This is a genomic window from Streptomyces cirratus, assembly GCF_014650775.1.
In the GTDB taxonomy this organism is placed as follows: Bacteria; Actinomycetota; Actinomycetes; order Streptomycetales; family Streptomycetaceae; genus Streptomyces; species Streptomyces cirratus.
On sequence record NZ_BMVP01000010.1, the window covers coordinates 30220 to 51065 of the forward strand.

A 20846-nucleotide genomic window follows, 5' to 3' on the forward strand; every position below is an offset into this window, starting at 1 on the left:
CGCCGCGCGGGCCGCCGGTGCGCCCCTATCCGCGCCCGGTCGGCGGTTTGCGGCTGCCCGCCCGGTAGGGGTCCGGCCAGGGCGCGGCCGGTCCGGTGTAGGACTGGTCGGCGGCCGCGTGCAGGGTCCAGTGGGGGTCGTAGAGGTGCGGGCGGCCCACCGCGCAGAGGTCGGCGCGCCCGGCCAGCAGCAGGGAGTTCACGTCGTCCCAGGAGGAGATCGCGCCGACGGCGATCACCGGGACGCCGAGGGCGTTGCGGATCCGGTCGGCGTACGGCGTCTGGTAGGAGCGCCCGTACTCGGGGCTCTCGTCCGCCACCACCTGGCCCGTGGACACGTCGATGGCGTCCGCGCCGTGGGCGGCGAAGGCGGCGGCGATGCGTTCGGCGTCCTCGGGGGTGGTGCCGCCGGGGGCCCAGTCGGTGGCCGAGAGCCGGACGGTCATGGGGCGGTCCTGCGGCCAGGCCTCGCGGACCGCGTCGAAGACCTCCAGCGGGAAGCGGAGCCGGTTGTCCAGGGAGCCGCCGTAGGCGTCGGTGCGGTGGTTGGTGAGCGGGGAGAGGAACCCGGACAGCAGGTAGCCGTGGGCGCAGTGCAGTTCGAGCAGGTCGAAACCGGCGTCGGCGGCCCGGCCGGCGGCCGCGACGAATTCCGCCCGGATCGCGGCCATCTCCGCGGTGCTGAGGGCGCGCGGGACGGCGGAGACGCCGGGCCGGTACGGCAGCGGCGAGGCGGCCACCACGGGCCAGTTCCCCTCGGGGAGGGGCTCGTCCATGCCCTCCCACATCACCCGGGTCGAGCCCTTGCGGCCCGAGTGGCCGAGCTGTACGCCGAGCGCGGCTCCGGGCGCGGAGGTGTGGACGAAGTCCGCGATCCGCTTCCAGGCGGCCGCCTGCTCCGCCGTGTACAGGCCCGCGCAGCCCGGGGTGATGCGGCCTTCGGGGCTCACGCACACCATCTCGGTCATGACGAGTCCTGCGCCCCCGAGGGCCCGGGAGCCGAGGTGCACCAGGTGGAAGTCGCCCGGCACCCCCTCCCGCGCCGAGTACACGTCCATCGGCGAGACCACGACCCGGTTGCGCAGGGTCAGTCCACGCAGGGTGAACGGGGTGAACATGGGCGGGGTTCCCCCGTCGTCGGGGCAGCCGAAGTCCCTTTCCACGGACCGGGTGAAGCGGGCGTCGCGCATCCGCAGGTTGTCGTGGGTCACCCGGCGGCTGCGGGTCAGGAGGTTGAAGGCGAACTGCCGGGCGGGCTGGTCGACGTATCCCGCGATCTCCTCGAACCAGCGCATGCTGGCGGCCGCCGCGCGCTGGGTGCTGGCCACCGCGGGCCGCCGGGCGGCCTCGTACGCGGCCAGGGCGGCCGGTACGTCGTCCGGCCGCGCGGCCACGGCTTCGGCGAGCGCGAGGGCGTCCTCCACCGCGAGTTTGGTGCCGGACCCGATGGAGAAGTGCGCGGTGTGCGCGGCGTCCCCGAGCAGGGCCACGTTCCCGTGCGACCAGCGCTCGTTGACGACGGTACGGAACCGGGTCCAGGCCGACTTGTTGCCGCGCAGGGGCCGCCCCCTCAGGGCCTCGCCGAAGACCTTGGCGCAGCGGGCCGCCGATTCGTCCTCGTCGCACAGGTCGAGGCCCGCCGCCCGCCACACCTCCTCCCGCATCTCGATGATCACCGTGGAGGAGTCGGGCGCGTACGGGTAGCCGTGCAGCTGCATGACACCGTGCTCGGTCTCGGCGATCTCGAAGCGGAACGAGTCGAAGGCGAAGTCGGCGGCGAGCCAGATGTAGCGGCAGCGGCCGGTCGTCACGGTCGGCCGGAAGTGTCCGGCCCCGCTCTCCCGTGTCGCGCTGTGCACCCCGTCCGCCGCGACCACCAGGTCGTACGAGGCGGCGAGCGCGTGCGCGTCCGGGGCCCCGGTGTGGAAGCGGAGCGTCACCCCGAGGTCCGTGCAGCGCCCGTGCAGGATCTCCAGCAGGCGGCGCCGCCCCAGGGCGGCGAAGCCGTGGCCGCCGGAGGTCAGCATCCGGCCCCGGTGCACCACGGCCACGTCGTCCCAGCGGGTGAATTCCGCGCTCAGTGCGGCGTGGACGACGGTGTCGGCGCGCTCGATGCCACCCAGCGTCTCGTCGGAGAGGACCACGCCGAACCCGAAGGTGTCGTCGGGGGCGTTGCGTTCGCGGACCTCGACGGCGTGTCCCTGCCGGGCCAGCAGCGCGGCGCAGTACAGCCCGCCGGGCCCCCCGCCCACCACGGCCACCCGCAGCTTCGTTCCGAGGGGCACGGCGCTACCTGCCCTTCCACTCCGGCGGCCGCTTCCCGGTGAAGGCGGCGTGGAACTCGGCGTAGTCCGTGCCGTGCATCAGCAGTGCCTGCGTGTTGGCGTCGAGTTCGACCGAGGCGGCCAGCGGCATGTCCAGCTCGGCGGTGAGCAGCGCCTTGGTCTGCGCGTAGGCGAGGGCGGGTCCGGCGGCCAGGTGCGCGGCCAGCTCGGCGGCCCGGGTGTGGGCCTTGCCCTCCTCGGTGACCTCGCTGAGCAGGCCGATCCGCTCCGCCTCGGGTGCCCGTACGGGCTCTCCGAGCATCAGCAGCCGGGTGGCGTGTCCGAGGCCCACGACGCGGGGCAGCAGGTAGGCGGCGCCCATGTCCCCGCCGGAGAGGCCGACCCGGGTGAAGAGGAAGGCGAAGCGCGCGGTGGGGTCGGCGATGCGGAAGTCGGCGGCGAGCGCGAGGACGGCCCCCGCGCCGGCGGCGACGCCGTGGACGGCGGCGATGACGGGGAAGGGGCATTCGCGTACGGCCCGGACCACTTGGCCGGTCATCCGGTTGAAGTCGAGGAGCTGGGCGGTGTCCATGGCCAGGGTGGCGCCGATGATCTCGTCCACGTCCCCGCCGGAGCAGAAGCCGCGTCCCTCGCCGCCCAGGACGAGGGCGCGTACGGAACGCTCGCGGGAGAGTTCGGCGAGCAGATCGCGCAGGTCGGCGTAGGCGCCGAAGGTGAGCGCGTTCAGCTTCTCGGGCCGGTCGAGGGTGACGGTGGCGACGCCGTCCTGCCGGGTCACCCGGAGGTGGCGCCACCGTTCGGTCGCTGGGGTGGAACCGATGAAGGGGCTCACGCATCCGACGGTATCACCGACTCGTGACTCCCGTCACAGAAACGCAATGACGTGAGGAGAGAGCGGCCGGGAGTGGGCGGCCGGCCCAGTCGGACCGGCCGCCCGCCGAGGGATCCGCGTATGACTATGCGGGCAACTCCGCGCCCGGCGCCGCCAGGGTCGCCACGAGGACGGCCTTGATGGTGTGCAGCCGGTTCTCCGCCTCGTCGAAGACGACGGAGTGCGCCGACTCGAACACCTCGTCCGTCACCTCCAGGGATTCCAGGCCGTGGACGGCGTGGATGTCGCGGGCCACCTGCGTGCCGAGGTCGTGGAAGGCGGGCAGGCAGTGCATGAACTTCACGTCCGGATTGCCGGTCGCCCGCAGCACGTCCATGGTCACCGTGTACGGGGACAGCACCCGGATCCGCTCGTCCCACACCTCCTTGGGCTCCCCCATGGACACCCAGATGTCGGTGATGACGAAGTCGGCCTGGGCGACGCCCTCGGCGATCTCCTCGGTGAGGGTGATCCGGGCGCCGCTCGCCTCGGCCAGGGCGCGGGCCGCCGTCACCACCGGTTCGGCCGGCCAGTACGCCTCGGGCGCGACGATCCGTACGTCCATGCCGAGCAGCGCGCCGGTCACCAGGTAGGAGTTGCCCATGTTGAAGCGCGCGTCGCCGAGGTAGGCGAAGGCGATCCGCTCCAGCGGCCGGTCCGAGTGCTCCGTCATGGTGAGCACGTCGGCCAGCATCTGGGTGGGGTGCCAGTCGTCGGTGAGGCCGTTGAAGACGGGCACGCCCGCGTACGCGGCCAGTTCCTCGACGGTGCCCTGGCTGTCACCGCGGTACTCGATCCCGTCGAACATCCGGCCGAGGACGCGGGCGGTGTCGCGGACCGACTCCTTGTGGCCCATCTGCGAGCCCGTGGGGTCGAGGTAGGTGGTTCGGGCGCCCTGGTCGGCGGCGGCGACCTCGAAGGCGCAACGGGTGCGCGTGGAGGTCTTCTCGAAGATGAGCGCGATGTTGCGGCCCTTGAGGTACTGCTGCTCGGTGCCGTTCTTCTTGGCGGCCTTGAGGGCGGCGGCGAGCTCGATCAGACCGCGGAACTCGGCGGCGGTGAAGTCGAGCTCCTTGAGGAAACTGCGGCCGACGAGGTCGGTGGCCATGGGGACGCTCCAAGGTGACGCTGACAGGGGATGTTGGAAGTCTATACGACCTTTCGTATTGATATACAGTCCCCCGTTGCCTTCCCTTCCCGCCGGCTGCCCTCCCTGCGCCTCCCCCGTGCTTCCTGCCTGCCCGCCTGCCCGCCTGCCCGCCTGCCCGCCTGCCCGCCTGCCTCAGACGGCGTCCCGCTCCACGGGGCAGCTCATGCACCGCGGACCGCCCCGGCCGCGGCCCAGTTCACTGCCGGGGATCTCGATCACCTCGATGCCCTCCTTGCGCAGATGGGTGTTGGTCGTGACGTTCCGCTCGTAGGCGACGACCACGCCCGGCTCGACCGCCAGCACGTTGCAGCCGTCGTCCCACTGCTCGCGTTCCGCCGAGTGCACGTCCTGGGTGGCGGTGAGCACCCTGATGCCGCCGAGGCCGAGGGCCGAGGCGATGGCCCGGTGCATGTGCTCCGGCGGGTGGTCGGTCACTTTCAGCTCGCTCGCGCCGGCGCCCGGCTCGATCGTGTAGGACCGCAGCATGCCCAGACCCGCGTACTGGGTGAACGTATCGGCGTCCACCATCGTCATCACCGTGTCCAGGTGCATGAAGGCCCGCCGCTTGGGCATGTCCAGCGCTACGATGGTCGTCGCGGACCCCGCGGCGAACAGGCCGCGGGCCAGCATCTCCACCGCCTGCGGCGTCGTACGCTCGCTCATCCCGATCAGCACCGCGCCGTTGCCGATGACCAGCAGGTCACCGCCTTCGATGGTGGACGGGTAGTCGGCCAGGCCCTGCGACCAGTAGTGGAAGGCGCCTGAGGACGTGAACACCGGGTGGTGCTTGTAGATCGCCTCGAAGTGCACCGTCTCGCGCTGCCGGGCCGGCCAGCGCATCGCGTTGATGGAGACGCCGTCGTAGATCCAAGCGGAGGTGTCACGGGTGAACAGGTGGTTGGGCAGCGGCTGGAGGAGGAAGTCGTCCAGCTCCAGCGCGTGGAAGCGGACGGAGACCGGCTCGGCGTGCCGCTCCAGGAACTCGCGCTTGGTCATGCCGCCGACCAGCGCCTGCGCCAGCCGGTCGGAGGTCAGGCCGTCGAAGACCTGGCGCAGGTGATCGGTGGCGAGGGGGCCGTACTCCTTCTCGTGGAAGACCCGGTCCAGGACGAGGTGTCTCGCCTCCGGGATGTCCAGGGCCTCGCGGAGCAGGTCGCCGAAGAGGTGGACCTCGACGCCCCGGTCGCGCAGTACGTCGGCGAACCCGTCGTGCTCCTGGCGGGCGCGGCGCACCCACAGCACGTCGTCGAAGAGGAGGGCGTCCTTATTGCTCGGTGTGAGCCGCTTCAGCTCCAGGTCGGGCCGGTGGAGGATGACGCGGCGCAGCCGCCCGGTCTCGGAGTCGACATGGAATCCCATGCCCTACACGTTCCCAGACCGGACGGCTTTTTGACCCGGCGTCGGCCGGACCCCGTCCGCGGAACGCTCAGCGCAGGCCGAGAAGCGCCGCCGGGGTGCCCACGAGCTCCGGGGCGGACAGCCCCAGCTTGGGGGTGACGACGTTCGGGATCCCGAAGTTGCTGCCGTCCGGCATCGACAGCGGGGCACCGACGATCGCACCGGGGGTCCGGGCGTGCAGCTTCGTCTCGGGGGCGTCCAGGGAACCCGCGCCGTCCGTCTCGGGGCTACCCGCCAGGTTCGGCAGCGGGGAGCTGACGAGCGTGTGGCCGAGGTCCATGGTCAGGGGCACCACCGGCAGGAGCGGGGTCGGGAGCAGATCGCCGGTGTGCAGGCGCGGTGCCTCGGGCGCGCCGACCATCGGCACCGGAACCCCGGTGGCCACGCGGGGGGCGTCCACGCCCAGCGTGGTCTTCACGGCGTCCAGCGGGACACCCACCGGAACCGAGTCGGCCACGGCCGGGGTGGCGGCGCCGGCCGCGGCCATACAGGTCAGGAGCGCCGCAATGCTTCCGCGCGCGGTCATCTTCATAGGTGACGTTCCGTCCTTCCAGGATCGCGGACATTCCGCTGCCCTGGATGAACGATCCCGCCGGTGGGTTTCCCGGAGTTCTCGGGGAAAGTTCCCCCATACGACCTAATTAGCGGCTGTACGGCGGCGGCGCCTTTACGCGCGGGCCGACGGTCACGGGTGCGGGCCGACCGGTCATGGGCGCAGGCCGACGGTCACAGGCCCGGGTCGACCGGCCCCGACTCCAGGGCGAGCACGGCGAACACCGCCTCGTGCACCCGCCACAGCGGCTCGCCCTCCGCCAGCCGGTCCAGCGCCTCCAGCCCCCAGCGCGTACTCGCGCAGCGCGAGCGAGCGCTTGTGCCCGAGGAAGCGCCCGCGCAGCCGCTCCAGGTGGTCGGCGCGCGTGTACTCGGGGCCGTAGATGATCCGCAGGTACTCACGGCCGCGCACTTGAGCCCGGGCTGCACCAGCCGGCCCTTGGCGTCCCGGGCGTACGCCTGGAGCGGCTTGACCATTACGCCCTCGCCGCCGGCGCCGGTGAGCCCCAGCCACCAGCCGGTGCCCGCGCGCACGGACTCCTCGTCGGCGATGTCCACGTAGAACCAGCCGGTCCGGCGCAGCAGGCGGGTGCCCGCCGCCTCGCCGGCCGCCACCAGCCGGTCCAGCCAGGCCAGCTGCTCGTCGTGCGGCACCGTGGCCGGCGGGCGCCCGGCCGCCGCGAGCGCGGCGAGCGCGGCGAGCGCGGCGAGCGTGTCGGGGAAGACGGCCGCGGAGGCGGCGCCGACGGCGGCGTACTGGTTGCGGAGCAGGCCGGCGGACTTGAGCGACCAGGGCAGCAGTTCCCCGTCGATCAGCAGCCAGTCGGTGGCCAGTTCCTCCCAGAGACCGGCGTCGGTGACCGCCGTACGGATCCGGCCGAGGACCTCTTCGGTGACCTCGGGGTCGGCGAAGAAGGGTCGGCCGGTGCGGGTGTAGACCGAGCCCGTGGGGCCTTGCGGCACCCCGGAGCGCTCGCGGGCCACCGCCGCGTCACGGCAGACGAGGACGGTGGCACGGGAGCCCATGTGCTTCTCCTCGCACACGACCCGCCCGATCGCGTCGGCGCGGTACTGGGCGAACGCCTCCGCAGGGTGCTCCAGGTAGCGGTCGTCGCGGGCCGAGGCGGGGGCCGGTGCCATGGTCGGCGGCAGGTACGGGACCAGCCGGGGGTCCGCGGCGAAGCGGCTCATCACTTCGAGGGCCGCGGCCGCGTTCTCCTCGCGCACGGTGACGTTGCCCAGGTGCCGGGTCTCCACGACGCGGTGCCCGTGCACGTCCGCCAGGTCGAGGGGCCGTCCCTCGTGCCCGCCGGGCGCCTCGGCGGCCAGCGGCTTGACGGGCTCGTACCAGACCTTCTCCGCCGGTACGTCGACCAATTCGCGCTCCGGCCAGCGCAGGGCGGTCATCTTGCCGCCGAAGACGGCTCCCGTGTCCAGGCAGATGGTGTTGTTGATCCAGGAGGTGTCCGGGACCGGGGTGTGGCCGTAGACCACCACCGCCTTGCCCCGGTAGTCCTCGGCCCACGGGTAGCGCACGGGCAGGCCGAACTCGTCGGTCTCACGGGTGGTCTCCCCGTACAGGGCGGGCGAGCGGACCCGGCCGGAGGTGCGGCCGTGGTACTTCTCGGGCGGCCCGGCGTGACAGACCACCAGCTTGCCGCCGTCGAGCACGTAGTGGCTGACGAGGCCGGCGATGAACGTCCGGACTCCCCAGACGAACTCCTGCGGCTCGCGGCCGAGCTGTTCGACGGTCTCGGCGAGGCCGTGGGTCTGCCGCACCGCGGATCCCTTGTGGTAAGGGGCGAGCTTGGTCTCGTGGTTCCCGGGCCGCGGCCAGGATCGCCTCGCGGCGCCGCGCAGCGAGCGGCACGGGCCGCTGCGGAGCGTCTTCGCCGTCTGCGGTCAAGGTTTCGTCGGGCTCGGTGACGTCGGGCTCGGCGTCCTCGGGCTCGGCGTCCTCCGCATCCGCAAGGCGCAGGAGTTCCAGGCGTCCCAGCGCGTCCTGGGTGAGCCGCTTGTGCCGGGCCAGGTAGCGGGCGGTGATCAGGGCGTGCTCGGCACGTACCGGCTGTCGCCCCACTCGGGGAACCGTTCGTCGAGCGGGACCGGCGTGACGGCGACCGTCTCCCAGCCGAGCGGCTCGAAGAGCCGGCGCACGAGCTCGGCACCGCCCCGCGCGGGCAGCGCCGGTATCTCGATGCGCAGCGGCCGCGCCCGCCCCGGGAGTTCGGGCCGGGCGGTGCAGTGGCCCGCCAGCGCGCTGCGGAACGCACCGCTGAGCGCGACGGCGAAGAGGGAGGACGCCGCTTAGGGGCGGTCGTTGACGTACTGCGCGAGCGCGGCGTCCGGCGCCCCTCCCCGCCCCTTGCCCCGTCCCTTCCGCACGAGCGCGAGCGGATCCACCTCCAGCAGCAGCGCGGCCGTACACCGTTCGTCCGAGGCCTCGGGGTAGAACACGTGCGCGGTGCCGTGGGAAGTGCTGAACGCCTGCGCCTTCCCAGGGTGTTTGTGCAGCAGGAAGCCCAGGTCAGTGGCCGGTTCTTCGGCGGCCGTGCCGGCGGTGGTGACCGTCAGGAACATGCGGTTCAGCATGGCTGCGGGTCCGGGCCCGGGCCAACCAATCTCGCGGCGGCCGGCCGGACGCCGTCACCGGCGCTACCGCGTGCGCAGGCGGGCGGCGAGGGCGGCGATGGCAGGGGGGCCGATGCGGCAGCAGCCGCCGAGGAGGCGGACGCCGGCGGAGCGCCAGGCGGCGAGGTCCCAGGGGACCGGGGTGGGCGGGGAGTGCCACCGCCCGGCGGCCGCGTCCCAGACCGAGCCGTCGTTCGGGTAGGCCAGCAACGGCTTGCGGGTGACGGAGGCGGCCGCTTCGAGGGCGGGGCCCACGTCCTGGGGGTCGCAGCAGTTGACGCCGAGCGCGATGACCTCCGGGCTGCGCTCCGCGAGGGCGAAGGCTTCGGCGAGGGGCTGCCCGGCCCGGGTGCGGCCGTCGGCCACGGTGTAGCTGAGCCAGGCGGGCGCCCCCGTCCCCGCGAGCACACCGAGCAGGGCCTCGGCCTCGGTGGTGTCCGGGATGGTCTCCAGGGCCAGCACGTCGGGCCCCGCCTCCAGCAGCGCCTCGATCCGGGGCCGGTGGAAGGCGGCCAGCTCCGCTACGCCGAGCCCGTACCGCCCGCGGTACTCGGAGCCGTCCGCGAGCACCGCCCCGTACGGGCCCACTGAGGCGGCCACCCACACCTCGTGGTCTGCCGCCCGGGCCGCGCGGTCGGCGAGGGCGACGCTGCGTCGCAGCAGTACACCGGCCTCCGGCGCCCCGTAGCCGATCTGGTAGCTCGCGGTGATGAGCACCTCGGCGCCGGCCCGCGCGTACGCGGTGTGGGCGGCCTCCACTTGGTCCGGCCGCTCGGTGAGCACCCGGCCCGTCCACAGGCCGCCGGACAGGTCGCAGCCCTGGTCGGCGAGCTGGTTGCTCAGGCCGCCGTCCAAGAGCACCGCCCTGTGGGCGAGTGCCGCGGCGAGCGGGCCGGACGCACGGGGCACGGGCCGGCTCCCCTCAGCCGATCTGGGACAGCACCTGGGCGGAGATCAGCTCCAGGTGGTCGAGGTCGTGGAGGTCGAGCATCTGGAGGTAGACGCGGGAGGAGCCGATGGCGCCGTACGCGCCGATCTTCTCCACGACCTCGGCCGGGGAACCCGCCAGGCCGTTCGCCTTGAGTTCGTCCACGTCACGGCCGATGGCGGCGGCCCGGCGGGCCACCTCGGCATCGTCCTTGCCGACGCACACCACGAGGGCGTTGGAATAGACGAGGTCCTCGGGCTTGCGGCCGGCTTCCCGGGCGGCTTCCCGGACCCGGCCGAACTGCCGCTCGCTGTCCGCGATCGAGGCGAACGGCATGTTGAACTCGTCCGCGTACCGGGCGGCGAGGCGCGGGGTGCGCTTCGCTCCGTGGCCGCCGATGAGGACGGGCACCTTGGCCTGCGCAGGCTTGGGCAGCGCCGGGGAGTTCTCCAGCTGGTAGTGGACGCCCTGGTAGTCGAAGGTGGCGCCGGGCTCGGTGGCCCACAGGCCGGTGACGATGGCGAGCTGCTCCTCCAGCCGGGCCATCCGGTCCGCCGGGAAGGGGATCCCGTACGCCTTGTGCTCCTCCTCGAACCAGCCGGCTCCGAGGCCGAGTTCGACGCGGCCGCCGGACATCTGGTCGACCTGGGCCACTTGGATGGCGAGCACTCCGGGCAGCCGGAACGTGCCGGCCGTCATCAAGGTGCCCAGCCGGATGCGCTTGGTCTCGCGGGCCAGGCCGGCGAGGGTGATCCAGGCGTCGGTGGGGCCGGGCAGGCCGTCGCCGGACCCCATGCTCACATAGTGGTCGGACCGGAAAAATGCGTCGAACCCGAGCTCCTCGGTGGCCCGGGCGACCCTGAGGAGGGTTTCGTAGCCGGCGCCCTGCTGCGGCTCGGTGAAAATGCGGAGATCCATGCCCCTATCCTGCCCCGGGCTCACCCCTGCCGGGTGAATCTCCGTCAACCGGGCGGCCCACGGCGCGCCGCGCCAGTGACCAGCGCGGACGGTGATCGTTGGCTCGGACGGAGCCGGACCGCCCGGCCCGCGCGCCGGCGGCCCCCGTCTGGTGCGTCCACCGCCCCTCCCCCGCGGAAGGGCCAGGGCCGAGGAGGCCGCCATGTCCCACGAGGCCGTGCCGGAGACCCGCCGACAGAACTCGCAGACCGGCCGGGCCGAGCCGGCCGGACGGGCGGCGCACGACGGGACCCCCGCCCGGGCAGGCGCCCAGGACGGCCAGGAGCCTGCCGCTCCCGCCCAGGCAGGCGGCGCGCCGAAGGGGCTGCTCCAGCAGATGGAGGAGCTGATGGCGGCGTTGAACGCGGACCTGTCCCAGCTCGACGCCGAACTCCAGTCCTCCACGGACCGCACGCCCCCAAACGCCACGCCGTCCCCGGGCAGCAGCACGCCGCAGGGCGGCGCCACGCAGGGCGGCGCGGTACCCGGCGGCGCGTCGCAGGGCGGCACCACGCAGGGCGGCGCGTCTCAGGACGGCGACGGTCCGTCGTACCGGTCCGCCTGAGCGGTACGACCGGCCCGGCGCCGTGCAGGCGGCACCGCACCCGCCCCCGGCGTGGACCGCTTCGCGCTCTCCGGCGCCACTGAGTCGACGGTCGGCGGCGAGCCGGGCGCGCACCTGCGCCACACCACCACGCATCCAGCCCCGCTACGTCTTCCAGGTGCCGTCGGCCAGCCCCGCGCCGGCCGACGTCTGCGAAGCCGGCGCCGGCAGGCGTGTCAGGCATGTCAGGCGTGTCAGGTCACACCCGAGGCGGAGCCGCGCTCGCGCACGCTGATGCGGCGCAGGAGGGCCCGTACCCGGTCACTCGACTCGTCAGCCGCGTCGATCGACTCTATGCACTGCCAGTACAGCGTCTCGTCGTCCGTGCCGCAGGCCACCCCGACGAGGGCTATGCCGACCTCGCCGAGCAACGCCTGGAGCCCCAGCAATGCCTGCCGCACATCCGTCACTTCGGTCAGCTGCGCGGCTCTCGGCGGATAGTCGGGCACGCTGCCCTCGCCGCCCACGGCTGCTCTGTCGAGCAGCCCGCAGCCTCTGCCTCCCGCCTCACCCAGTCCCCGCGCCTCCGCTCTCAGCTCCGGCGGCCCGGTGACCGCCAGCCAGCTCCCTACCCCCTGTGTCAACGCCTGTGCCTGCCAGGCCTCGCCCACGATGTCCCACGCAGCCCCGCTCTGTGCCAGCGCGTGCCGGCCGGCCGCGATGAGCCGTACCGCATCCATATGCCGTCCCCCGTCCGCACGACATGCCGCCGTTCCCTCACTACCCAGAGTGAAGGCAACGGGCCAGTAAAGCCAGGGGTATTCGGAAATCTGTGGACACAAAGATGGTTGTGGATGACGCCATCACTCCGAAGAGTGACGATTCGGGCTGGAACCACCCTTCGGGGGGAAGCGGAGTTCGTTCCTCTCGATCTTCGCGGCGAGCGCATCCAGCACATCCACCCCCAGGACCTCGCAGAACTGCAGCAAGTACGCCAGCACATCGGCGACCTCGTCGGCGACCCGGTGCGCGCTTTCGGGTCGTTCCATGACCTTCGCCGACTGTTCCGGCGTCAGCCATTGGAAGATCTCGACCAGTTCGGACGCCTCCACGCTGAGGGCCACGGCCAGGTTCTTCGGGGTGTGGTATTCGGCCCAGTCGCGGGCGGCCGCGAAGTCGGCCAGTCGCCGCTGGAGCCGGTAGAGCCGTTCGTCCGCCTTTCCGCCGCCGGTGTCGTGCGTGCCGTGCGTGCCGTGCGTGCCGTGCGTGCCGTGCGTGTCGCTCATGGACCCAGGTCTACCACCGAGACGCCGGGGAGGGCGCGGGCGGTTCCCGCCGTGTCCTCGCCGATCGCCCCGACCAGGCGGATGTGGCCGCGCGCGCACGACAGCAGGGCGAGGCGCAGCAGTTCGGCGCGCTGGCGGCCGTCCTGGCCGTGGTCGAAGCCGTCCGCGAGCACGGTGAGGGCCTGCTGCGCGGAAAGCAGTTCGGCGGCCGGGTCCACGGCCAGCACGCCCGGCCCGGTCAGCAGGACGAGCGCCAGGGCGATGAAGCGGAGCTCACCGGCCCCGAGGCGGCCGAATTCCGTGGCGGGCGCGGTGGGCCCGCGGTCCAGCAGCGCCGTGACGGAGCCGTCCGGGTGCGGCCGTACGTCGAGCCCGGCCACCGGTCCCGCGCAGCCGGTGCGGGCGGCTTCGGCGAGCAGGGCGTGGCGGGTGCCGCATTCGTGGCGGGTCCGGCGCAGTACGTCGGCCAGGTTCGCGCAGTCGACCCGCAGGCGCCCGGGTCCCGGCCGGACGGGCGACCGCATCCGGTCCGGGCGGGGGTCGCACGGGAACACCGCGCGCAGCGCGACCACCACTTGCTCGGCGGCGGCCAGCACGCGCCGCTGCCCGGCGGTGGCCCCGGCGACGCGCAGCGGGAGCAGGGCGGTGCCGAGCCGGTCGTCCGGGAGCGGGGCGCGGGTCATGCCGGTGGATCCGCCGGTGAGCCAGGCGGCCTGGACGGACCGCCGGCCGGGGTCGCGCAGGGCGGTGGTGAGCAGGATCTGCCCGTTCAGGGTGAGCCGTTCGCCGACGAGGCGGAGGTCGGGCTCGGCCTGGACGGCGAGGTCGAGCCGGACCGGCCCTACGGGCCCGTCGACGGTGCAGCCGATCCGGAAGCCGCGCCGGCGTTCCGCATCGGGCACGGCGCGCTCGGGCACCCGGCCGCGGGGATCGGGGAAGGCCTCCGTCAGGGTGGCGCCGGACGCGAGCTTGGACAGGGCCGCGTAGGCCGCCAGGACATGTGACTTGCCGCTGCCGCTGGGCCCGGTGAACAGGGTCACCGGCTCCAGCCGGAACACGGCCGAACGGTGCACGCCGAAGGCCGCCAGCCGTAACTCGGTGACGGACGGCCGCTGGTACCCCGCCCCGCCGCCGGAAGCGCCCTCCGCCAGGACACCCACCCCGCTGAAGCCGTCCTCCACCCCACTCCCGAACCCACCGTCGAGCCCATCGCCGAGCTCCGCCCCGGCGTGGGCTACCGCCTGCGCGCCGGCGCCGAGCAGAGCGTGCGGCCCGGCTTCGCGGGGTTCCGCGTCCGCTCCCGTGTGGGGCACCGCCTTCGGCCCGGGGTGGAAGTCGGCCCTCGGCCTGGTCTGCGGCCCGCTGCTGCGGACGGCATCGGGTCCCGCGTCCGTCTCTCCGGACGAGTCCGACCCGGTGCCGGGACCCGCGGGTAAGCCGGTCTCGCGGCGCGGATGCGGTCCGGAGTCCGGCCCCGTGCGCGGCCCGGCCTCGCGGGCCGGGTTCCGTCCGGCGTTCGGCGTCGCAGCGCGTTGCGTGTCCGGCCCGGTGTCCAAGGTGGCGTCCATGCGCCGGACAGTACGGGCCGCCGTGGCGAGGGCGGACTCGGTGAACCGTTCCGCCGCCGGGACCTTCCTACGATCGGGGGACGGCCGCGGCCGCGATCCCCTCCACCTCGGTGCCGACCGGCGCCAGCAGGAACACGTTGCGGTCCACCCGGTGCATCCCGCTGCCCAGACCGAAGACCACGCCGCTGCTGAAGTCGAGGATCCTCTTCGCCACTTCGGTGTCCGCCCCCGTCAGGTCCAGCAACACCGGGATCTGCGCGATCAGGTACTCCGCCACCTCACGGGCGTCCGCGAAGATCTGGACCCGGATCACCACGAAGCGCCGCTGCTGCTCGGCCGCCGAAGTCCCGGGCCTCGCAGGGATCGTGCGGTGGTCCACCCGGGAGGGCCACTCGTTGCGACTGCGCAGGGGGACCACCTGCGCGAGTCCCTCCCACTGTTCGTCCGTGACGTCGTACCTGCTCACCGGACCGCCTCGGCCGCGCGCTTCATGTGCATCCCGCCATCCTCTCTCGTTTCACCCGTTCAGCCCAACAGCGACACGACGGACCCGGGAGCGGCCGGCCCGTGGACGGGTGCATCCGGAACACAGGAATCCAGCCGAAAACAGACCAAAAACAGACCGGAGCGGGGTCGCCGGAAATAGACCCCGCCCGTCTCCGTTGGAGCATGTATGAAGGCAATCACATACAACGCGTACGGAACTCCCGCCGCCCTCTCCCTCGTTGACGTACCACACCCCAGGGTCGGCCCCAGCGAGGTCCTCGTCCGGGTCAAGGCCGCCGGCGTCAACCCGGTGGACTGGAAGCTCGCCGCCGGTTTCCTCGACTCGACGCTCGAAGTGCGCTTCCCCGTCGTGCCCGGCTGGGACGTCGCCGGTGTGGTCGAGGCGGTCGGCGACGACACCTTCGACTACGCCGTCGGCGACGAGGTGTACGGATACGTCCGCAAGGAGTGGGTGGAACTGGGCACTTACGCGGAGCTGGTCTCCGCCCCCGTGCGCACCATCGCCCACAAGCCCCGCAACCTGAGCTTCGAGGAGGCGGCGGGCATCCCGCTGGCCGGTCTCAGCGCCTACCAGTCGCTGACCCGCGTCGGAGCGGCCGCGGGCGAGACCGTCGTCATCCACTCCGCGGCGGGCGGCACCGGGTCCTTCGGCGTGCAGATCGCCGTGGCGCTCGGCCTGCGCGTCATCGGCACGGCCGGTGCGCACAACCACGACTACCTGCGCTCGCTCGGCGCCGAGCCCGTGCTCTACGGCGAGGGGCTGGTGGACCGGATCCGCGAGCTGGCGCCCGAGGGCATCGACGCGGGCCTCGACTTCTACGGGGACGGCATCGAGCTGCTCCAGTCGCTGGTCAAGAGGCGCGACCGGGTGGCCTCCCTGGTCGACCCGGACGGCGCGGCCAAGGGCGCGCACCGCCCGTGGACCCGGCCCGACACCACCGACCTGGCCTTCCTCGCCGAGTTGGCCGACGCCGGGAAGCTGACGGTGAACGTGGCACACGCCCTGCCGCTCGACGAGGCGGCCAGGGCGTGGGAGCTCAGTGCGACCGGAAGGGTCCGGGGCAAGATCGTCCTCACCGTCTGAGGCGAGGGACAGCACAGCCCCACACTGCCGCAGCGGTCCGCTGCGGCAGTGTGGGGCTGTGGCGGGGTCGCTCAGGCGGGTGCCTTCGCGTAACGGTTCGCCGGGCGGGGCAGGCCGTAGTTCTCGCGCAGGGTGCGGCCCGTGTACTCGGTGCGGAACAAGCCCCGGCGCTGGAGGATCGGCACGACGTGGTCGACGAAGTCCGTCAGGCCGGTGGGCAGCACGGGCGCCATGATGTTGAAGCCGTCGGCGGCGCCCCGCGTGAACCACTCCTGCAGCTGGTCGGCAATCTGCTCCGGGGTACCGGCGAAGACCCGGTGGCCGCGGCCGGCGCCGAGGCGGGCGATCAGCTCGCGCAGGGTGAGTCCGTCGCGTCGGGCGAGTTCGGCGACGAGGGTGAAACGGCTCTTGTTGCCGTTGATGTCGCGTTCCTCGGGGAGTTCGGGCAGCGGACCGTCGAGGGGGAGGCCGGTGAGGTCGGTACCCAGCATGCCGGAGAGCTGGGCGAGACCGTACTCGGGCACCTGGAGGTCGGTGAGCTGCTGCTCCAGGGCCTTGGCCTCGGCCTCGGTGGAACCGATGACGGGCGCGATGCCGGGCAGGACCAGCAGGTCGCTCTCGGCCCGGCCGTACTTGGCGAGGCGGGACTTGAGGTCCTTGTAGAAGGTCTGGCCGTCGGCGAGGGTCTGCTGCGCGGTGAAGACGGCCTCGGCGTACTGCGCGGCGAACTCCTTGCCGTCCTCGGAGGAGCCGGCCTGCACGAGGAGCGGGTGGCCCTGCGGGGAACGCGGAACGTTGAGCGGCCCGGCGACGCCGAAGTACTCGCCGCGGTGGGCGGCGGGGTGCAGCTTGTCGGTGTCGGCGTAGATGCCGCGTTCCTTGTCGAGGACGATCGCGTCGTCCTCCCAGCTGTCCCAGAGCTTGGTGGCGACATCGAGGAACTCGCGGGCGCGGTCGTAGCGGAGGCGGTGGGCGAGATGCTCGTCGCGGTTGAAGTTGCGGGCCTCGTCGACGGTGCCGGAGGTCACGATGTTCCAGCCGGCACGCCCGTTGCTGATGTGGTCGAGGGAGGCGAACTTGCGGGCGGTGTTGAAGGGCTCGTTGAAGGTGGTCGAGACGGTGGCGATCAGGCCGATGTGCTCGGTGACGGCGGCGATGGCGGAGAGCAGGGTGAGGGGCTCGAACCCGCCGAGGGCGTTGTAACGGGCCTTCCCCCACAGGGCGAGGCCGTCGGCGAAGAAGATCGAGTCGAGTCGGCCGCGCTCGGCGGTGCGGGCCAGTTCCTGGAAGTACCGCAGGTCGGTGACGCGCTCGGGGCTGCTGCCGGGGTGACGCCAGGCGGCGTCGTGGTGGCCCGCGTTCATCAGGAACGCGTTGAGGTGGAGGGTCCGGGGTGCGGTCATGGTCTGGTCCTCGGGGGAAGGTGGGGGCGGGTGCGTGCGGGGGGCCTCAGTACGGCCACGGAGCGCCCCCCCTAGCGGGGCGACGGGACGGGCTGTTGTGGTGCCCGGGAGCGCTACGGCGGGCCATGCTGGTCCTGTGGCCCGGCGGGCCCGGGACCGGTAAGGCAGGCCACGTGGGCCCGGCGGCCCCGATGGGCCCGGGGGGCCCGGTGGGCCCGGTGGTGGATGGCGGCGAGGGCGGTCAGGGGTCTGACCCCAGTCGGGGTCAGGCCGGGACGCGCCAGAGGCTGAGGCGGCGTTCGATCGTGACGAGGAGCTGGTTGAAGGCCACCCCGATGGCGGAGATCGTCACGATGCCCGCGTACATCTGGGGTATGGCGAAGTTGAACTGCGAGGCGTTGATCAGATAGCCCAGTCCGGCCTTTGCGCCGATCATCTCGGCGGCGACGAGGACCAGGATCGACACCGCGCCCGCCAGCCGGATCCCCGTGAAGATCGCGGGCACCGAGGCGGGCAGGATCACCTTCTGGAACAGCCTCGGGGTGGAAAGGTCCATCGAGCGGGCCAGTTTCACCAGGGTCGGGTCGGCGTTGCCCACCGCGCTGATGGTGTTCAGCAGGATCGGCCAGACGCAGGCGTAGACGACGATCGAGACCTTCGACGTCTCCCCGATGCCCAGCAGCAGCACGAAGACCGGCAGCAGCGCGAGGGCCGCCGTGTTGCGGAACACCTCCAGCAGCGGCCCGAGCAGCACGGCGACCGGTCGGTACCAGCCGATCAGCAGGCCGAGCGGGACGGCGACGGCGACGGCGATGGCGAAGCCGCCGAACGAGCGGACGAGGCTGGCCTGCGTGTGTTCGGCGAGCTGCCCGTCGCCGAGCAGTTCCCACCAGGCGCGGGCCACTTCGCTGACCGGGGGCAGGAAGGTCGCGTCGACCAGGCCGAGCCGCGGCGCCGTCTCCCAGACCGCCAGCAGGGCGATGATCGCCGCCGAGCGGAGCAGCCCGGCACCCAGCCGGCGCAGCGCCGACGCTCCGGCGGCTGCCGCGCGGGCCGCCGGGCGGATCGCGGTCCGGGGGGCGGGCGGGGCGGCCGGGGCGGCGGGGCGCGCGGGGCTCCGTACCGCCTCGGTGGTGGTGGCGGGCGGTGCCGCGAGGGCCGCGGTGTCGATTCCGGTGCTCATACGGTGGCCTCCTCCTTCTCCAGTTGCCGGGCGCGGGCCACTTCGTCGTGCAGCAGGGTCCAGATCTCGTGCCGGTAGCGGGCGAACTCCGGGCTGGAGCGCAGGTCCTCCCCCGTCCCCCCGTCGCCGCGGGCGCCGAACGACACCGGGACGACCGCCTTGACGCGCCCCGGGCGGGAGGTCATGACGGCGACCCGCTGACCGAGGTACACGGCCTCTTCGATGCCGTGCGTGATGAACACGATGGTCTTGCCGGTGCGTTGCCAGATGCGTCGCAGCTCGTCCTGGAGCGCCTCGCGGGTCTGCGCGTCGAGGGCCGCGAACGGCTCGTCCATCAGCAGTACGTCGGGGTCGTAGGCCAGCGAACGGGCGATCGCGACGCGCTGGCGCATGCCGCCCGACAGCTCGTGCGGATGCCGGTCCTCGAACCCGGTCAGGCCGACCAGGTCCAGGAACTCCCGCGCCCGGTCCGTCCGTTCACGACGCGGGATGCCCCGCGCCTCCAAGCCGAACTCGATGTTGCCGAGGGCGGTCCGCCAAGGCAGCAGCGCGTACTGCTGGAAGACGATGCCCCGGTCGAGCCCTGGCCCGATGACGGGCTCCCCGTCGAGCAGGATGCGGCCGGAGGCGGGCCGGGTCAGGCCTCCCAGGAGGTCCAGGAGGGTGGACTTGCCGCAACCGCTGGGGCCGACGACCACCAGGAACTCGCCCGCCTCGATCTCCAGGTCGATGCCGTCGAGGGCGGTGAACTCCCCCTTGCCGTTCCTCTCCTTCCTGCCCTTCTTCTCCTTGGTCGGGAAGGTCTTCGTCACGGAGTCGAACACGATCTTCGCCATGGCGGCCGTCAGCCCTTTCCGAGTCCGTTGAACTCGTTGGTGTAGAGGTCGCCGGGCTTCAGCCGGCCCTTCTTGATCTCACCGCGACCGCCGAGCCAGTCGAGCCAGATCTGGAACTCCTTGTCGGCGATGCGGCCGCCGGGCTCGGCGACCCCGTAGGAGCGCCAGTACTGGAGCGTCGAGGTGTCCTCGTTTCGCCCGCGCTTCTTGATGATCTCCGTCATGCGGGCGACGACCTCCTCGCGCGGGGTGGAACGGGACCACTCGATGGCCCTGGCCACGCCGGTGGTGAAGGTCCGTACGGTGTCGGGGTTCTCCTTGATGAAGCGCCGCGTCATCACGTACGAACCGGCGCTGAACGCGCCCAGCAGCTCGAAGTCCTTGAACAGCGGGCGTATCCCGCCGGCGGCCAGGGCCTTGTCGCGCAGGACGCCGCTGAGCACACCGACCTCGATCTGCTTCTGTCTCAGGGCCTGCTCGGTGTTGACGGGCGGGACGACGAGGGATTCGACCTTGCCCGCGTCCGCCCGGGAGAGGCCGTTCCGCTCCAGGTAGATGTCGAGGAGGGCCTGGGCGTGGGCGCCCAGGGTGTTCATGCCCACCTTCTTGCCGATCAGGTCGCGGGCGGAGCGGATCGGGCTGTCCTCCAGGACGTAGTAGCCGAGGTAGGTGTCCTTGTCGGAGCCGTAGTAGGAGACGACGGCCTGGATCTGGGCCTTGCTCTCCGCCAGCTTGACGATCGCGCCGTTGAAGGCGCCGCCGAAGTGGGTCTGGCCGGTTGCCGCGGACTGGATGTCCTGGGGGCCGCTGATGGTGTTGCCGACCCATTCGAGGCTGAGTCCGCCGAGGTAGCCGAGGTCGGCGGCGAGCTCGGGGAGGGTCACCGCGCCGACGGCGCCCTGGTACTTGAGGGTGGTGACCTGCTTTCCGTTGTTGCCGGAGCCGCCGCTGGCGGTGGCCGTGCCGCAGCTCACCGCGGCCGCCGAGATGCCGAGCAGGGTGAGGAACTGGCGTCGGGAGGTGGGGGTCGGGGTGAAGGCTGCGGGCATGGCGGGTCCTTGTCGCGGGATCTGTGAAGGTGGTTACGGGGCGAGGGCGGGGGCGGGGGCGGTACCCGTGGCGGCGCGCAGGGCTCCGGCGAACTCGTCGACCGCCTGGAAGAGGTCCAACTCGGCCTCCGGCCGCAGCCGGTCGGGGCCGGAGCCGCGCTCGACGGAGGAGTCCAGGACGAACCGGCCGGCGGTGATGTGGCGGGCGCCGAGCGCGGCGAGGACCGGGCGCAGGGCGTAGTCGATGGTCAGGACGTGGGCGAGGCTGCCGCCGGTGGCGAGCGGCAGGACGGTCTTGCCGGCCAGGCCGTCCTGCGGGAGCAGGTCGAGGAAAGCCTTGAGCAGACCGGTGTACGAGGCCTTGTAGACCGGGGTGGCGATCACCAGACCGTCCGCTTCGGCCACGGCTTCCAGGGCGCGTCGGATCTCGGGCTCGCCGCGGTGGGCGGAGAGGAGGTCGGCGGCGGGCAGCTCGCGCAGGGCGAGGTGCGAGGTCTCGAAGCCGGCGTGGGTCAGGCGGCGCAGGACGTGGTCGGCTACGACGGCGGTGCGGGAGTGGAGGGAAGGGCTGCCGGTGAGGGCGAGCAGTCGGGGCACGGGGCTCTCCTGGTGCGG

General features: G+C 72.8%; 18 protein-coding genes and 2 pseudogenes. 2 read left to right on the forward strand and 18 right to left on the reverse strand.

Annotated elements, in window-relative coordinates; all coding sequences use genetic code 11:
- Nucleotides 1-25: 25 nt before the first annotated feature.
- The 9 genes and pseudogenes from IE207_RS22775 to IE207_RS22815 all read right to left on the reverse strand — a co-directional run bounded on the left by IE207_RS22775 (nucleotide 26) and on the right by IE207_RS22815 (nucleotide 10732).
- Nucleotides 26-2284 carry a bifunctional salicylyl-CoA 5-hydroxylase/oxidoreductase gene (locus IE207_RS22775; RefSeq protein WP_229873905.1) on the reverse strand — a complete coding sequence of 753 codons (2259 nt, stop codon included), beginning with the start codon at nucleotides 2282-2284 and terminating at the stop codon, nucleotides 26-28.
- Nucleotides 2285-2288: 4 nt separating this feature from the next.
- Nucleotides 2289-3116, reverse strand: coding sequence for an enoyl-CoA hydratase family protein (locus IE207_RS22780; RefSeq protein WP_190186137.1), 828 nt, complete (start codon nucleotides 3114-3116; stop codon nucleotides 2289-2291).
- 124 nt (nucleotides 3117-3240) lie between these two features.
- A complete protein-coding gene (argF, locus tag IE207_RS22785; protein ID WP_190186138.1) occupies nucleotides 3241-4263 on the reverse strand; it encodes an ornithine carbamoyltransferase in 1023 nt (340 codons plus the stop codon).
- Nucleotides 4264-4437: 174 nt separating this feature from the next.
- Nucleotides 4438-5664: an arginine deiminase gene (locus IE207_RS22790; protein ID WP_190186139.1), complete on the reverse strand. Its 1227-nt coding sequence runs from the start codon at nucleotides 5662-5664 to the stop codon at nucleotides 4438-4440.
- Nucleotides 5665-5731: 67 nt separating this feature from the next.
- Entirely contained in the window at nucleotides 5732-6229 is a 498-nt protein-coding gene (locus IE207_RS22795) for a hypothetical protein (protein ID WP_229873906.1), read from the reverse strand.
- 200 nt (nucleotides 6230-6429) lie between these two features.
- Nucleotides 6430-8082: pseudogene (locus tag IE207_RS22800) on the reverse strand (polynucleotide kinase-phosphatase); the annotation flags it as partial.
- Nucleotides 8078-8835: pseudogene (locus tag IE207_RS22805) on the reverse strand (3' terminal RNA ribose 2'-O-methyltransferase Hen1); the annotation flags it as partial. The pseudogenes IE207_RS22800 and IE207_RS22805, both read right to left, overlap by 5 nt.
- Nucleotides 8836-8910: 75 nt before the next feature.
- On the reverse strand, nucleotides 8911-9795 hold the full coding sequence (gene mmuM / locus IE207_RS22810) for a homocysteine S-methyltransferase (protein ID WP_190186141.1): 885 nt from the start codon (nucleotides 9793-9795) through the stop codon (nucleotides 8911-8913).
- Between the two features lie 13 nt (nucleotides 9796-9808).
- Nucleotides 9809-10732, reverse strand: a complete 924-nt coding sequence (locus tag IE207_RS22815; RefSeq protein ID WP_190186142.1) for an LLM class F420-dependent oxidoreductase — start codon at nucleotides 10730-10732, stop codon at nucleotides 9809-9811.
- Between the two features lie 202 nt (nucleotides 10733-10934).
- Between IE207_RS22815 and IE207_RS22820 the strand changes: the two genes are divergently transcribed.
- Complete coding sequence (locus IE207_RS22820; protein WP_190186284.1) at nucleotides 10935-11336, forward strand: hypothetical protein; 402 nt, start codon at nucleotides 10935-10937, stop codon at nucleotides 11334-11336.
- A 233-nt stretch (nucleotides 11337-11569) separates the two neighbouring features.
- Here IE207_RS22820 and IE207_RS22825 read toward each other — a convergent pair whose 3' ends face one another.
- From IE207_RS22825 to IE207_RS22840, 4 genes are all read right to left on the reverse strand, one after another.
- Nucleotides 11570-12055 carry a DUF6099 family protein gene (locus IE207_RS22825; RefSeq protein WP_190186143.1) on the reverse strand — a complete coding sequence of 162 codons (486 nt, stop codon included), beginning with the start codon at nucleotides 12053-12055 and terminating at the stop codon, nucleotides 11570-11572.
- A gap of 123 nt (nucleotides 12056-12178) precedes the next feature.
- A complete protein-coding gene (locus IE207_RS22830) occupies nucleotides 12179-12601 on the reverse strand; it encodes a nucleotide pyrophosphohydrolase (protein ID WP_190186144.1) in 423 nt (140 codons plus the stop codon).
- On the reverse strand, nucleotides 12598-14169 hold the full coding sequence (locus tag IE207_RS22835) for an ATP-binding protein (RefSeq protein WP_373304751.1): 1572 nt from the start codon (nucleotides 14167-14169) through the stop codon (nucleotides 12598-12600). The genes IE207_RS22830 and IE207_RS22835 overlap by 4 nt, the downstream gene beginning before the upstream one ends.
- A 67-nt stretch (nucleotides 14170-14236) precedes the next feature.
- A complete protein-coding gene (locus tag IE207_RS22840; protein ID WP_136212627.1) occupies nucleotides 14237-14635 on the reverse strand; it encodes a cell division protein SepF in 399 nt (132 codons plus the stop codon).
- A gap of 207 nt (nucleotides 14636-14842) precedes the next feature.
- Between IE207_RS22840 and IE207_RS22845 the strand changes: the two genes are divergently transcribed.
- Nucleotides 14843-15760, forward strand: coding sequence for an NADP-dependent oxidoreductase (locus tag IE207_RS22845; RefSeq protein WP_190186145.1), 918 nt, complete (start codon nucleotides 14843-14845; stop codon nucleotides 15758-15760).
- A gap of 71 nt (nucleotides 15761-15831) precedes the next feature.
- Here IE207_RS22845 and IE207_RS22850 read toward each other — a convergent pair whose 3' ends face one another.
- From IE207_RS22850 to ssuE, 5 genes are all read right to left on the reverse strand, one after another.
- A complete protein-coding gene (locus IE207_RS22850) occupies nucleotides 15832-17163 on the reverse strand; it encodes an LLM class flavin-dependent oxidoreductase (RefSeq protein WP_190186146.1) in 1332 nt (443 codons plus the stop codon).
- A gap of 265 nt (nucleotides 17164-17428) precedes the next feature.
- Nucleotides 17429-18346, reverse strand: a complete 918-nt coding sequence (locus IE207_RS22855; RefSeq protein ID WP_229873907.1) for an ABC transporter permease — start codon at nucleotides 18344-18346, stop codon at nucleotides 17429-17431.
- Nucleotides 18343-19182, reverse strand: a complete 840-nt coding sequence (locus tag IE207_RS22860) for an ABC transporter ATP-binding protein (RefSeq protein WP_190186147.1) — start codon at nucleotides 19180-19182, stop codon at nucleotides 18343-18345. The genes IE207_RS22855 and IE207_RS22860 overlap by 4 nt, the downstream gene beginning before the upstream one ends.
- Before the next feature lie 8 nt (nucleotides 19183-19190).
- Nucleotides 19191-20231: an ABC transporter substrate-binding protein gene (locus tag IE207_RS22865; protein WP_190186148.1), complete on the reverse strand. Its 1041-nt coding sequence runs from the start codon at nucleotides 20229-20231 to the stop codon at nucleotides 19191-19193.
- 33 nt (nucleotides 20232-20264) lie between these two features.
- Complete coding sequence (gene ssuE, locus IE207_RS22870; protein WP_190186149.1) at nucleotides 20265-20828, reverse strand: NADPH-dependent FMN reductase; 564 nt, start codon at nucleotides 20826-20828, stop codon at nucleotides 20265-20267.
- Between the last annotated feature and the right edge of the window lie 18 nt (nucleotides 20829-20846).

Coding starts and splice junctions, on each gene's coding strand:
- argF (WP_190186138.1), bottom strand. CDS start 4,263: ATGGCCACCGACCTCGTCGGCCGCAGTTTCCTCAAGGAGCTCGACTTC.
- IE207_RS22790 (WP_190186139.1), bottom strand. CDS start 5,664: ATGGGATTCCATGTCGACTCCGAGACCGGGCGGCTGCGCCGCGTCATC.
- IE207_RS22795 (WP_229873906.1), bottom strand. CDS start 6,229: ATGACCGCGCGCGGAAGCATTGCGGCGCTCCTGACCTGTATGGCCGCG.
- IE207_RS22815 (WP_190186142.1), bottom strand. CDS start 10,732: ATGGATCTCCGCATTTTCACCGAGCCGCAGCAGGGCGCCGGCTACGAA.
- IE207_RS22820 (WP_190186284.1), top strand. CDS start 10,935: ATGTCCCACGAGGCCGTGCCGGAGACCCGCCGACAGAACTCGCAGACC.
- IE207_RS22825 (WP_190186143.1), bottom strand. CDS start 12,055: ATGGATGCGGTACGGCTCATCGCGGCCGGCCGGCACGCGCTGGCACAG.
- IE207_RS22830 (WP_190186144.1), bottom strand. CDS start 12,601: ATGAGCGACACGCACGGCACGCACGGCACGCACGGCACGCACGGCACG.
- IE207_RS22835 (WP_373304751.1), bottom strand. CDS start 14,169: ATGGACGCCACCTTGGACACCGGGCCGGACACGCAACGCGCTGCGACG.
- IE207_RS22845 (WP_190186145.1), top strand. CDS start 14,843: ATGAAGGCAATCACATACAACGCGTACGGAACTCCCGCCGCCCTCTCC.
- IE207_RS22850 (WP_190186146.1), bottom strand. CDS start 17,163: ATGACCGCACCCCGGACCCTCCACCTCAACGCGTTCCTGATGAACGCG.
- IE207_RS22855 (WP_229873907.1), bottom strand. CDS start 18,346: ATGAGCACCGGAATCGACACCGCGGCCCTCGCGGCACCGCCCGCCACC.
- IE207_RS22860 (WP_190186147.1), bottom strand. CDS start 19,182: ATGGCGAAGATCGTGTTCGACTCCGTGACGAAGACCTTCCCGACCAAG.
- IE207_RS22865 (WP_190186148.1), bottom strand. CDS start 20,231: ATGCCCGCAGCCTTCACCCCGACCCCCACCTCCCGACGCCAGTTCCTC.